Consider the following 12,305-nt stretch of genomic DNA (forward strand, 5'->3'; position numbering starts at 1 on the left):
GGGGAGCGGCCGGGCCCTGACCGTAGTCAGGATCGCGGGGCTGCGCAGGTGGCGGTCGTAGCGTTCATGGCTCAGTTCCGGCGGCCCTGGGGCGCTGTGCCATGGCCCGATCCGTCTTCGGCCGCTTCAAGAAGGCCCTGGTGGGGGCACCGCTGCCCACCAGCGCCCACGCCGAGGAGCGACTGACCAACGCCGAGGCCCTGGCGATCCTCAGCTCCGATGCCCTCTCCTCGGTGGCCTACGCCACCCAGGAGATCGTGCTGGTGCTGGGCATGGCCGGTGCCGCGGGCCTGGGCTTCACCCTGCCGATCACCGGCCTGATCATCGCCCTGATGGTGATCGTGGCCATCAGCTACCGCCAGACCATCAAGGCCTACCCCCTGGGGGGCGGCTCCTACCGGGTGAGCCACGAAAACCTGGGCGACCTGCCGGGTCTGGTGGCCGGGGCCTCCCTCTCGATCGACTACGTGCTCACGGTGGCGGTGAGCACCGCGGCCGGCATCGCGGCCCTCACCTCCTACCTGCCCGAGCTGGAGGCGTTCCGCGTGCCGCTCTGCCTGGCGGCGATCGCGGTGCTGATGGTGGCCAACCTGCGGGGGGTGCGCTCCAGCGCCCAGATCCTCAGCGCCCCCACCTTCATCTTCATGGGCACCGTGCTCACCCTTGTGGTGGTAGGCGGTTTCAAGCTGCTGCAGGGCGATCTCACCGCCCTGCCGGCGCTGGAGCAGAACCTGCGCATGACCGAGGAGCACGGGGGCGAGCTGGCGGCGGTGGGCGGCGTGCTGCTGATGCGGGCCTTCAGCTCCGGCTGCGCCGCCCTCACCGGCATCGAGGCCATCAGCGACTCGGTGATGGCTTTCAAGCCGACCGAGTGGCGCAATGCCCGACGGGTGCTCACCGTGATGGTGCTGCTGCTGGCCACGATGTTCGGTGGCATCAGCGTGCTGGCCCACCAGCTGGGCAGCGTCTACCGGGAGAACGGGCCCACCCTGCTCTACCAACTGGGCCAGCAGGTGTTCGGCAACGGCCCGCTGCTGCTGCTGCTCCAGCTCTCCACCCTGCTGATCCTGCTGCTGGCTGCCAACACCGCCTATGCCGACTTCCCGCGGCTGGCCAACTTCCTCGCCCAGGACGGCTACCTGCCCCGCCAGCTCACCTCCCTGGGGGACCGGCTGGTGTTCAGCAACGGCATCCTGGCCCTGAGCGGATTCGCCGGCCTGCTGCTGGTGGTGTTCGGCGGCAGCGTGACCCGGCTGATCCCCCTCTACGCCGTGGGGGTGTTCCTGAGCTTCACCCTCTCCCAGGCCGGCATGGTGGTGCACTGGTGGAAGGAGCGGAGCCAGGGCTGGCTGGGCAAGGCCCTGATCAACGGCTTCGGCAGCGTCGTGACCGCCGTGGTGACGGGTGTGCTGCTCTACAGCAAGTTCCTGCTGGGGGCCTGGCTGGTGGTGGTGGCGATCCCGCTGCTGGTGACCCTGTTCCTCACGATCCACCGCCACTACCGCAGCGTGGCCCGGCGCCTGCGGCTGGCGGCCGATGTGAAGCTCACCCTGCCGCCGGCGCCCTCAGAGGGCGGAGCTCCGGTGGTGGTGCTGGTGGGCCAGCTGCACCGCGGCAGCTTCGAGGCGGTGCGCTACGCCCGCACGATCGCCGGGGAGCTGGTGGCAGTGCACGTGGATCTGGGCCTGGGCAAGGCGGAGGCCTTCCGCGAGCAGTGGCAGCGCCAGCTGCCGGAGGTCCCGCTGGTGGTGCTCGAGTCGCCTTATCGCTCCCTGATCGATCCGGTGCTGGAGTTCGTGCACCGCTTCGAGGTGGATCACCGCAAGAACCGCGACAAGTTCTGCACCGTGGTGCTGCCGGTGTTCGTGACCCGCCACCGCTGGGAGAACCTGCTCCACAACCAGAGCACCATCACCCTGCGGCGGGCCCTGAGGGCCCAGGGCACCCGGGTGGTGGCCACCGTGGGCTTCTACCTCTAGTGACGAGCTCAGCCCTGACCGCGCGCAACCAGGGCTGCACTCAGCCCATTTCCCGATCTAGGTACCGTCCTATAGTCCGCGGCTGGCGCGGCGCCCGAGTCGCCGCCTGGATGCCCCGTCCCTGGGCCTGAACCCACACCCGCATGCTTCCTTCCCTGTTCGCCGCGGCGGCTGCCGGTGAGTCCGCGGCTGTTGCCGGCAGCGCCTTTCTGGAGGTGGCGCGCCAGCCCAGCGGCCTGATCACCCTGCTGGTGTTCGCAGGCGCGATCGTGCTGTTTGTGGGCGGCTGGCTGGCGCCGGAGGTCACGGGACTGCTGGCGGCGGCCCTGCTGGTGACCTTCCGGGTGCTCAAGCCCGACGAGGCCGTGCAGGGCTTCGGCAGCCCGGCCCTGATCACCCTGATGGGCCTGTTCGCCGTCTCGGCCGGCCTGTTCCGCAGCGGCGGCCTCGACCGGCTGCGGGCCCTGATCGGCTCCGACGCCGTGCGCAGCCCCCAGCGCATGATCGCCCTGATGGTGGGGGTGGTGGCGCCGATCTCGGGCTTCATCCCCAACACCCCGATCGTGGCCACCCTGCTGCCGGTGATCGAAAGCTGGTGCCACCGCCGCGGCGTCTCCCCCTCCAAGGTGCTGCTGCCCCTGTCGTTTGCCACGGTGCTGGGGGGCACGATCTCGCTGCTGGGCACCTCCACCAACCTGCTGGCCAGCGACGTGAGCCGCCAGCTGGGCTTCGGCTCCCTGGAGCTGTTCAGCTTCACCGCCATCGGCATTCCGGTGTGGCTGCTGGGCAGCCTCTACATGCTCTGGGCCTCCGACCGGCTGCTGCCGGACCGGGGTCTCGACGACGGCGACCTGCTGGGCACCCTGGCCCGCGAGGGCTACCTCACCGAGGTGCTGGTGCCGGAGGGCTCGGAGCTGGCCGGCCAGTCGCTGCACAACAGCCGCCTGCAGCGCCGCTACGACGTGGACGTGCTGGAACTGCAGCGCGGCGCCCAGATCTTCAGCGCGCCCCTGGCCGATCGGGTGCTGCAGGTGGGCGACCGGCTGGTGCTGCGCTGCAACCGGGAAACCCTGCTGCGGCTGCAGCAGGAGCACACCGTGCTCCTCTCGCCGCAGGCCGACCAGGAGGAGGCCCTCGAGGAGATGGGCCATCCGGAGATCACCACGATGCGCACGGTGGAGGTGCTGCTGCCCAACGGCTCCACGATCACCGGCACCAGCGTGCGCGACCTGCGCTTCCGCCAGCGCTACAACGCCACCCTGCTGGCGGTGCGCCGCGGCAACCAGGTGCTGCGCGAGCTGCTCGGCCAGGTGGTGCTCCAGAGCGGCGACGTGCTGCTGCTGCAGGCTCCCCTCGATGCCATCCGCGGCATGCAGGCCAACAACGACCTGGTGCTGCTCGATGAACTGGAGAAGGACATGCCCACCACCAACCGCAAGTGGGTGGCGGTGCTGGTGGCGGCCCTGGTGATCCTGCTGCCGCTGTTCAAGGTGCTGAACCTGATGGCCGCGGTGCTGCTGGCGGTGGTGGTCATGGTGGCCACCGGCTGCCTGCGCCCGGGCGAACTGCAGCGCTCGATCCGCTGGGACGTGATCCTGCTGCTGGGCTCCCTCTCCTGCTTCAGCGAGGCGATGCAGAAGACGGGCCTGGCCGAGGCCCTGGCCACGGACCTGCTCCACTCCCTCACGGGCTGGCCGGCCTACGCGGTGCTGCTGGTGGTGTTCCTGCTGGCGCAGCTGTTCACCGAGGCCCTCAGCAACGGCACCACGGTGGTGCTGCTGATGCCGATCGCCACGGCCCTGGCCACGGGACTGGGGCTGCCGCCGATGGCGTTCATCTTCGCCATCACCTTCGCCGCCAGCCAGAGCTTCCTCACCCCCATCGGCTACCAGACCAACCTGATGGTGTTCGGCCCGGGCCGCTACCGCTTCCTGGACATGACCCGCTACGGAGCGCCCCTCACCGTGGGCCTGGCCCTGGTGGTGCCCTTCCTGATCTGCCGCCACTTCGGGCTCTGAGCGGAGCAGCCCACAACCAGCCAGGGACCTGGGCCGCGCGTCACACCAGCCGCGAGCCGCTGGCCCGCTGGCGCTGCTCGGGGTCGAACACGGCGGCCACCGTGCGGATCAGCCAGCGGCCCTGGCTGGTCACCGCCACCCGGCCGAGCCCGCCCTGCCGCTCCAGCCGCACCAGGCCATCGGCCTCCAGGGCCTGCAGGTCGTGCCATTCGGTGGCGAAGCGGGCCAGGTCCAGATCCACCTGGAAGTGACACATCACCTCCTGGATCAGGGCGCGCCGCTCCAGCACCGCCGGATCGCGCACCACCAGCCCCCGCTCGACGGGCAGCTGTCCCCGTTCCAGGGCCCCGTAGTAGGCCTTGAGGTCCCGCTGGTTCTGGCTGAACAGGTGGGGGAACTGGCTGATGGCCGTGGGCCCCACCCCCAGCAGATCCAGCTCGCCGCCGGTGGTGTAGCCCTGGAAGTTGCGGTGCAGGCGCTTCTCGCGGGCCGCCACCGCCAGGCTGTCGCCGGCCAGGGCGTAGTGGTCCATGCCGATGGCGTCGTAGCCGGCGGCGCAGAGCAGCTGGTTGGCGTCATCGAGCATCGCCAGCCGTTGTCGCTGGCTGGGCAGGTCCGCCGCAGCGATCTTGCGCTGCAGCGGCAGCTGCTCGGGCAGGTAGGCGAAGGAGAACAGCGAGATGCGATCAGGCCGCAGCTCACGCACCAGCCCCAGGGTGGAGCGGAAGCGCTCGGGGGTCTGCAGCGGCAGTCCGCAGATCAGATCCACGTTCACGCTCTCGAAGGCGGCCTCCCGCAGCCACTCCATGGCGCGGCGCAGCTGCTCCACCGGCACCACCCGGTTCACGGCCCGCTGCACCTCGGGGTTGGCGTCCTGGATGCCGAAGCTGAGGCGGTTGAAGCCCAGCCGGCGCAGGTGCAGGGCCCCGTCGCGGCTGAGGAACTCCGGGTTCACCTCGATCGAGGCCTCCAGATCGGGCGCGAGGTCGAAGTGGTCCGCGATCAGCCCCCAGAGGGTCGTCTGCTCCTCGGCGGTGAGGTAGTTGGGGGTGCCGCCGCCCCAGTGCAGCTGGGCCAGGCGGCGCCGCTGCGGCAGCACGGCGCTGATCAGCTCCAGCTCCTTGGCCAGGGCCGCCAGGTAGGGCGCCACCACCTTGGAGCCCAGCTGGGTGGTGACCCGGTTGCAGCCGCAGTACCAGCAGGCATGGCGGCAGAAGGGCACATGCACGTAGAGGGAGAGAAGCTCGCTGCTGGGCTGGGCCAGCTGGGCCGCCAGGTCACCGGCGCCCACCGCCGGGCTGAAGGCCGCCGCCGTGGGGTAGCTGGTGTAGCGCGGCACGGGCCTGTCGTACTTGAGCAGCAGCTCCAGCGGGCTCGACTGGGGTGACGCCGGCGCCTGGGGTGCTGCGGAAGCACTGGCGGAGCTGGAGGCTGTACCGCCGTGGGCCGTGGAGCCGCAGGCGGCGGAGCCGTGGGCCGTGGAGCTGGCGGGGGCGGGGCTGGTGGAGGCCGTGCGGCTGGCGACAGGAGGCATGGGGCGGTGCGCGGGAGTGGGAAAGGGAACAGGGCGAAGGCAGGGATGGGCGGGGGCCGCCGGCGGGGCATGGGACGGCCGCGTCCGGCAGCCCCAGGGCCGGCGGTCGCCGGAAGGTCGGCGGTCGCTGGGGCGTGAGATCGGGGCCCCGGCGCGCCCCCCCTCAGGCCGGGGCCAGCTCCGCCAGTTCGGCCAGCAGCCGCTGGGTGGCGCGGAAGGCGCCCTCGGCCTCCTCCAGCAGCTCCTCCTCCTCGGCCGGGGAGAGATCCAGCTGCTCGAAGCCGTCGTGCAGGGCCTGTTTCAGCTCGGCGGTGGGCCGATCGAAGGCCCAGAAGTGCAGCGCCGGCAGGCCGTGGGCCTGCAGGATCGCGTTGGCCTGGCCACCCAGCTGCTGGCCGCCGGAGAGGTCACCGCCGTAGCGCACGTAGACGTGGGCCATCAGCCGATGCGGGGCCCGCTGGGCCAGCACCCGCAGCTGCTCCAGCCACAGGGCCGCGGCCGCCGAGGCGGGCGAAGCGGGCAGGACGGCGAGGGCCTCGGCGTCCTGGGCCAGGGCCTGGCTGCGGGCCAGATCCGCCCAGGGGATGGCCGTGGAACCGAGGGCGGCGGCCAGCTCGGGTCCCTGCTGCTCCAGCAGGGCATAGGCCGGCCGCAGGGCCCGCAGCAGGGCAGCCAGCTGGAAGGGGCTCACCTGGCCCTCCAGCAGGGCTCGGGAAAACACCATGCCCTCGGCCTGGCGATGGGCCGCGCCGATGCGGGCATGCAGCCGGCGCACCCGCGGACCGAAGCCCCTGCGCAGGGCGGCATCGTCGCCGCCGGCATGGGTGGAGATGGTGCCCTCGGCATCGGCGGGCTGGCCAGGGACTCCGGTGCGACCAGGGGCTCCGGGATGGGCGGAAGCGCCGGGGTGGCCGGAGGCGCGGGGGGTGCGATGGGTGGTGGTCATGGCAGAAGGCGAAGCGAACGCCGGGAGGGACCCGCAGGCCCGGCTCGAGCCAACGCTATAACGCTATCGTTTTTCTGCTGTTCCGAGGTTGCAATTTCGTTGCAACCCTGCCCGCCATGGCCCCCCCCCCCCCCCCCCCAGTCCATCTCTTCCGCCGCCCAAGACCACACCAACGCCTCTGCCGAAGCCACCGCCGCGGCCGTTTCCAACGGGGGCCGCTCAGCAGGCGCGTCCGCCACCCCAGACGGCTCCAGTCGCCTGGGCCTGCTGCTCGCCCCCCAGGGCCAGCTCAGCGGCGACGGCCAGCTGCGGGAGCTGATCCAGGAGCACCGCGAGCACAAGGGGGCCGAGGCCGCGATCTGGTTTCTGCCGCCGGCCGTGGTGCGGCAGCTGGGCCTGGGCCCGGCCGGGGAAGAGGCCGTGGCCGCCGCCGATCCAGCAACGCTCACCTGGCTGCAGTTGCGCTTCGGTGGGGCCATCCGCCCCTGCGACCTGCAACCGGAGACCCTGACCCAGCAGGCCGCCGCGCTGCCGCCGGCCGCACCCCTGGCAGCTGTGGCTCTGGCTCCGTCAGGGCGGAACTGAGCCCAGGAGAAAGCCCGGGAGACCTTGGGGTCTCCCGGGCCGAAAGGGGCCGGTCAGTCACCACCTCCCGAGGCGGGCCTGACAGCTGCGGAACAATCCAGCAGCCGCGAACCGGCTCAGCCCAGCGGCACCGCCGCCACGGAGCGGAACACCAGCCGCCGGGCCTCGGCGCCGCTGAAGCCGATCGTCACCAGCGACTGCTCGAACAGCTCGCAGAAGCTGCCCACCAGATCGGCGGGATCCATGCCGATCGCGCGCATGTCCGGCGCCACGGCCTGCAGGATCTGCAGGGTCACCGGCAGGGCGCGCCGGCAGATCGCCGCCACCGCCGCAGCCATCTCGGCGAAGCGGCCCTGGAGCCACTGCTCGCCGTAGTTGCGGTGTTCGGCCTCGTCGGCGAGCACCGCCGCGGTGATCGGCTGGGCGTAGGGATCGGCCACGGGCAGGTAGGCGCGGTAGGCCGCCACGGCGAAGCACTCCACGATCAGACACTGGATCACCAGGCAGCCCGCCAGATCACCCGTGCGGTCGCACACCTGGAACAGGGCGTGCAGGGGGGCGAACAGCCGCTTGGCCAGGGCCGCATCGGGCCGCACGCCCAGGTTGGCGCCGCAGCCGATGAAGTCGCGGGCGTGGCGGCCCTCCATCGCCCCGAGGCGCAGGAGCTCGGCGCCGTCCTCCGGGATGGCGCGGGCCAGCCGCCGGAAATGGCGATCGGCCAGGCCCTCGCCCACCACCACCACGCCGTTGATGCGGCTGTAGGCCTCGCGGTAGGTGGGGCTGCTGGGATCGGGGCTGGGGGCTGGGGCGACGGAGTGGCGATGCGTCATCGGGTATGGCGTGAAGGGAAGGGGCGGGTGGCCTGCGACGGGGCGTGCAGGGGGGCCGCCAGTCGGATGCGGCGGGCCAGGCCCAGCCGCTGCAGCAGGCTGATGTGCTGCCAGGTGAGGTCGAGCTCCCACCACTGGAAGCCCATGCGGGCGCTGCTGGGGTAGGCGTGGTGGTTGTTATGCCAACCCTCCCCGAAGCTGAGCAGGGCCACCCACCAGTTGTTGCGGGAGCCATCGCCGCTCCGGTGGCTCACATAGCCCCAGCGGTGGGTGGCGGAGTTCACCAGCCAGGTCACGTGGTAGACGAGCACCAGCCGCAGCGGAATGCCCCACAGCACCAGGGCCCAGCCACCGGCACCCGTGACCTCGCCCAGGGCGTAGAGCACCACGGCCAGGGGCAGCTGCAGCAGCAGGAAGTTGTGGTTCAGCCAGCGGTAATAGGCCACCCGCTGCAGGTCGGGGGTGAGCTGGCGCACGTAGCGCTTGGCGGGCACGTCGTGCAGCATCCAGGCGAAGTGGCTCCACCAGAAGCCCAGATGACTGTTGTGGTGGTCGGCCGGATCATCGGAGTGCAGGTGGTGGTGGCGGTGCAGGCCGGCCCAGTCGATCGGGCCGTGCTGGCAGCTGAGGGTGCCGCAGGTGGTGATCACCGCCTCCAGCCAGCGCGGCACCTGGAAGGAGCTGTGGGCCAGCAGCCGGTGGTAGCCGAGGGTCACCCCCACACAGGCGGTGAGCCAGTAGAGAACCAGCAGCACCACCACCGCCGTGGGGCTCCAGAAGCGCGGTAGCAGGGCCACCAACGCCAGGCCATGGATCGCCACCATGAAGCCGACGGTGCCCCAGCTGAAGCGCAGCCGCCGGGGCTCCACCGCGATGCCCCGCCGCAGCGGCGGCAGCGGGGCCATGGAGGCCGAACTCATGCTCCCTCCGCGCTGGCCACCATCGGCTGGGCGAACTGGCGCAGCAGCAGGCCGGCGAAGCGCACCTGCAGCCCCAGCTTGCGCAGAACGCGGCCCAGGCCGGCGGGCTCCTCGGCCAGGGCCTTGATGGCGCGGTAAGTCTCGACGAGGCGATCGCGCAGCTCGAAGAAGGTGCGGCCCTCCAGGGCGAACACCACCGGGAAGGCCCGGCGGGCGGTGCGGTTGGTCTGGCGCATCACCTCCTCGTCGAACAGGGCCGGATCCATACCGAGCAACCGGTAGAAATTGCCCCGCTCACACACCGTGAGGCTGTGGGTGAGGAACACTGACCACAGGAAGAAACGGCTCAGCAACCGGCCGCGCAGACCCTGGCGCAGGCCGGGGTTGCAGCGGATCAGCACGTTGAAGATGTCGCCATGGCGGTTCTCGTCCTGGCACCAGGGCTCAAAGAAATCGAACAGCGGCGCGAAGCTGTTGTCCGGATGGGCCTTGAGGTGCCGGTCGATCAGGATGTAGCGCCAGTAGCCGATCTTCTCGGAGAGGTACACCGAATACAGCACCCAGCTGAGCGGGAACCAGGTGATCGGCCGCTTGCCACTCAGTGAGGGCAGGTCGATCTCGATGCCCTCGGCCACCAGGGCCCTGTTGAGGAAGCCGGCGTGGCGGGCCTCGTCGCGGGCCATCAACTGGAACAGGCGGCCCAGCTCGGGGCGGCTGGCCTTGAACAGGCGGCGCGAGAGTTCCTTGAACAGCAGGAATCCGGAGAACTCCGACACGCAAGAGCGCACCAGGTAGCTCTCATAGGCCTCCTTCTCGGCCGGCGAGAGGTCCTTGAGGCGGTCGAGGGGAGCCTTGCGATCGAAGTGATCGCGGTTGTAGTCGGTCTCCATCTCGCCGAGCATGGCGTCGAAGGCCTGGCGCTGGCCCTCCAGGTCCATCGTCGCGGCCTTGTCGATCTCGGTGGTGTAGAAGCGCGGGGTCAGCAGGTCTTCCCGCAGGTGGGGAGCCGGGCCGGCGGCGGGGGAGAGGGCAGTGCCCGGGGCGGCGGTGGCCGCGGACGGAACGGTGGCGGTCATGGCGGCGATCAGGCGGGGGTGACGGCGGAGCGGTGAGCCGTAGGGCGGTGAGTCGTGGCGTGGGGATCGGCGGCGCTGGCGCCAGTCGCGGAGGCGGCGGCGGCGCTGGCCAGGGCGTAGGCGTTGGCGTCGGGCCCGGCCCGGTGCCGGTCGAACCAGGTCTGGATGGCGAGCAGCCAGTCGAGGCGGGCGGAGCGGTCCGGGCCGGCCTGGCGGTAGCCCTCGAAGGCCGCGCGGGCGGCATCGCGGTGGCCGGCGCGGTGCCCCGGGCAGAGGCAGCCACTGGCCTCGAGCCAGCGCTCCTCAAGGCGCAGGTGCAGGCGCAGCTGCCAGAGCAGGCGGCGGCAGCAGAGGTCCAGGGCCAGCTGGGCGGCTGGGGTCCCGCCGGGCCCGGCGGCCATCAGGGGCTGGCGGTACAGGTCCACCAGCTCGGCCAGCAGGGCCTCCAGCCGGTCGTGCTGGCGCTCCAGCAGCGGCACCTGCTCGGCCCACTGCCGCGGCCAGCGGAAGCCGGAGGACCGGCCGGGGGAAAGGGATGGAGCGGGAGGCGACGGCGGCGCCAGGACGGAAACCACGGGCATCGCGGCGGAGAGGGATGGACGCGCTCCACACCCTACCAGCGAAACAACACCATCGTGATACTGGGCAGCCGGCAACCGTTGTATCGACACCCCGTGCTGCCGCGATGTTGGTGCTAGCCTTGCCTCAGGCCCCGTTTGCTCGAACTTCCGGCGCAAACCGCTTGCACAGGCCGCCGCCCACTCCGCCACACCCAGCAGCCCACACCCCAATCCACGCCCCCAGTCCCATGGAAGCCCTGGCCGAGTACTTCAAGGTGTTCTCCGAGCCCAACCGCCTGGCGGTGCTCGAAGCCCTGCGCGGCGGCCAGCTCAACGTGACGGCCGTGGTGGAGAAGACGGGCCTCAGCCAGGCCCTGGTGTCCAAGCACCTCAAGCTGCTCACCATCGCCGGCGTGGTGCAGCGCCGGCCCGAGGGCTCGCTCGTGTTCTACGAGGTGATCGACAAGTCGGTGTTCAAGCTGATCGGCCAGGCCGAGAAGCTGCTGCTGGCCGCCCGGCGCCAGCAGCTCGACGCCCTGGCCGCCATCCTCTGATGGCCGCTGGCGGCATGGCCCCCTCCGGACCGCTGCCGGAGTCGCTGGAGGAGCTGCGCTCCGCCCTGGCCGCCGGCCAGCGCTCCTTCCCGGGCCTGAACCTGCTGGATCTCGATGGCGTGGATCTCGATCTCGCCGGCTGCGATCTGCAGGACAGCGGCTTCAAGGAGGCCCGCTTCGGACGGGCCAACCTCAGCGGCGCCAACCTGGAGCGGTGCAGCTTCCAGCAGGCGCTGCTCTGGGGAGCCGACCTCTCCAGGGCCCAGGCCGGCCACTCGCGATGGCATGAGGCCGATCTCTCCGGGTCACGACTGCAAGGGGCCGATTTCTCCGGCGCCCTGCTGCACCGCGCCTGCCTGCGCGGCGTGGTGGCCGCCGGCAGCCGCTGGGTGGAGGCCCGCCTGGTGGAGGCCGACTTCCGCAGCGGCCTCGATCAGCTCACCGACCTGGGGGGCGCCGATTTCCGGGGAGCCGATCTGAGCTTTGCCCTGCTGCAGGGTGCCCAGCTGCATGGGGCCGACCTGCGCTACACCTGTCTCTACGGCACGGATCTGCGCAACGCCGACCTGCGGGAGGCCGACCTGCGGGGCTGCGACCTGCGCGACTGCGTCCTGGATGGCTGCCAGCTGGAGGGGGCGCAGCTGGAGGGAGCTCGGAGCCGGCACTGCAGTTAAGCGTTCGCGCCGAGGCGACCTCTCCAGCAGCTTCGACCCGACCCTCCCGTCCCCGTTATGGGGCCTGCCTTGCGTGGGCATCGCCAAAGCCCGCTTCGCGGGTGAGCTGCTCGGCGAGCTCTCGCAGTGCCATCACCGAGTCCGGGCCCAGGGTGAGCTCTGCATCGGGAGCGGAGTCCACAGCCTCCAGAGGCACCTGCAGGCGCAGGGGCAGGAAACCAGTTGGCGCTGGCTGCAGCCCAGACGCATCGAACTGCGCCGCCGTGGGCGGCAACGGCGCCGGACCCACCGGCACTAATTCCTGGCTGCGGTTGGCCAGCACCCAGACCCCTCCCTGTCCATCCTCAAGGCGCAGGGGGCGCTGATGGTCGAGCGGGAGCTGGGCCCCCATGGCGTTCAGCCGCAGGCGCCATCCCGGGGGATAGGAACGGTCGGACTGGCTCAGCAGCACCAGCCCCCAGCGCCCCCCCGAGCGGTCCTGGAGCGTCCAGCGCGTGGAGGATTCCAAGGCGTGAACCGGGGCCACAGGGAACCAGGCCAAAAACCAGAGCAGCAGCAGCACAAGGACACCGCCCCGCCAGGCCAGGCCCAGAGGCCGATCCAGCCCCGGCACCCCAGAACACCTCAGC

Annotated in this window: 12 protein-coding genes; 5 read left to right on the forward strand and 7 right to left on the reverse strand. The window is 71.2% G+C overall.

Going from position 1 to position 12,305, the window contains the following annotated elements:
* Positions 1-101: 101 nt before the first annotated feature.
* Both ACLV7J_RS04925 and ACLV7J_RS04930 read left to right on the forward strand, forming a co-directional pair.
* Positions 102-1,979 carry an APC family permease gene (locus ACLV7J_RS04925; RefSeq protein ID WP_411868007.1) on the forward strand — a complete coding sequence of 626 codons (1,878 nt, stop codon included), beginning with the start codon at positions 102-104 and terminating at the stop codon, positions 1,977-1,979.
* Between the two features lie 143 nt (positions 1,980-2,122).
* Positions 2,123-3,997 carry an SLC13 family permease gene (locus ACLV7J_RS04930; protein ID WP_411868008.1) on the forward strand — a complete coding sequence of 625 codons (1,875 nt, stop codon included), beginning with the start codon at positions 2,123-2,125 and terminating at the stop codon, positions 3,995-3,997.
* A gap of 40 nt (positions 3,998-4,037) precedes the next feature.
* Here ACLV7J_RS04930 and hemN read toward each other — a convergent pair whose 3' ends face one another.
* Complete coding sequence (hemN, locus tag ACLV7J_RS04935) at positions 4,038-5,531, reverse strand: oxygen-independent coproporphyrinogen III oxidase (RefSeq protein ID WP_411868009.1); 1,494 nt, start codon at positions 5,529-5,531, stop codon at positions 4,038-4,040.
* A gap of 163 nt (positions 5,532-5,694) precedes the next feature.
* The gene (locus ACLV7J_RS04940) at positions 5,695-6,477 is read right to left on the reverse strand and encodes a biliverdin-producing heme oxygenase (protein WP_411868010.1); all 783 of its coding nucleotides are present in this window, start codon (positions 6,475-6,477) and stop codon (positions 5,695-5,697) included.
* A gap of 99 nt (positions 6,478-6,576) precedes the next feature.
* Between ACLV7J_RS04940 and ACLV7J_RS04945 the strand changes: the two genes are divergently transcribed.
* Positions 6,577-7,062 (forward strand): hypothetical protein, encoded by a 486-nt coding sequence (locus tag ACLV7J_RS04945; protein WP_411868011.1) that lies wholly within the window; start codon positions 6,577-6,579, stop codon positions 7,060-7,062.
* 116 nt (positions 7,063-7,178) lie between these two features.
* On the opposite strand, the gene ACLV7J_RS04950 is transcribed toward ACLV7J_RS04945, so the two are convergent.
* From ACLV7J_RS04950 to ACLV7J_RS04965, 4 genes are read right to left on the reverse strand one after another with little or no spacing between them, the layout of a single operon-like run.
* Positions 7,179-7,892 carry a long-chain fatty aldehyde decarbonylase gene (locus ACLV7J_RS04950; RefSeq protein ID WP_411868012.1) on the reverse strand — a complete coding sequence of 238 codons (714 nt, stop codon included), beginning with the start codon at positions 7,890-7,892 and terminating at the stop codon, positions 7,179-7,181.
* Positions 7,889-8,797, reverse strand: a complete 909-nt coding sequence (locus ACLV7J_RS04955; protein ID WP_411868013.1) for an acyl-CoA desaturase — start codon at positions 8,795-8,797, stop codon at positions 7,889-7,891. Before ACLV7J_RS04955 ends, ACLV7J_RS04950 begins: the two co-directional genes overlap by 4 nt.
* 11 nt (positions 8,798-8,808) lie before the next feature.
* On the reverse strand, positions 8,809-9,888 hold the full coding sequence (gene acsF / locus ACLV7J_RS04960; protein WP_411868014.1) for a magnesium-protoporphyrin IX monomethyl ester (oxidative) cyclase: 1,080 nt from the start codon (positions 9,886-9,888) through the stop codon (positions 8,809-8,811).
* An 8-nt stretch (positions 9,889-9,896) separates the two neighbouring features.
* Positions 9,897-10,469 (reverse strand): hypothetical protein, encoded by a 573-nt coding sequence (locus tag ACLV7J_RS04965; protein WP_411868015.1) that lies wholly within the window; start codon positions 10,467-10,469, stop codon positions 9,897-9,899.
* A gap of 227 nt (positions 10,470-10,696) precedes the next feature.
* Here ACLV7J_RS04965 and ACLV7J_RS04970 point away from each other — a divergent pair, with 227 nt between their 5' ends.
* Positions 10,697-11,002: an ArsR/SmtB family transcription factor gene (locus ACLV7J_RS04970; protein ID WP_411868016.1), complete on the forward strand. Its 306-nt coding sequence runs from the start codon at positions 10,697-10,699 to the stop codon at positions 11,000-11,002.
* Positions 11,003-11,016: 14 nt separating this feature from the next.
* Positions 11,017-11,676 carry a pentapeptide repeat-containing protein gene (locus tag ACLV7J_RS04975; RefSeq protein ID WP_411868017.1) on the forward strand — a complete coding sequence of 220 codons (660 nt, stop codon included), beginning with the start codon at positions 11,017-11,019 and terminating at the stop codon, positions 11,674-11,676.
* A gap of 55 nt (positions 11,677-11,731) precedes the next feature.
* On the opposite strand, the gene ACLV7J_RS04980 is transcribed toward ACLV7J_RS04975, so the two are convergent.
* The gene (locus ACLV7J_RS04980) at positions 11,732-12,184 is read right to left on the reverse strand and encodes a DUF3122 domain-containing protein (RefSeq protein WP_411868018.1); all 453 of its coding nucleotides are present in this window, start codon (positions 12,182-12,184) and stop codon (positions 11,732-11,734) included.
* Positions 12,185-12,305 lie beyond the last annotated feature (121 nt).

This window comes from Vulcanococcus limneticus LL (genome assembly GCF_943369875.1).
Lineage (GTDB): Bacteria > Cyanobacteriota > Cyanobacteriia > PCC-6307 > Cyanobiaceae > Vulcanococcus > Vulcanococcus limneticus_A.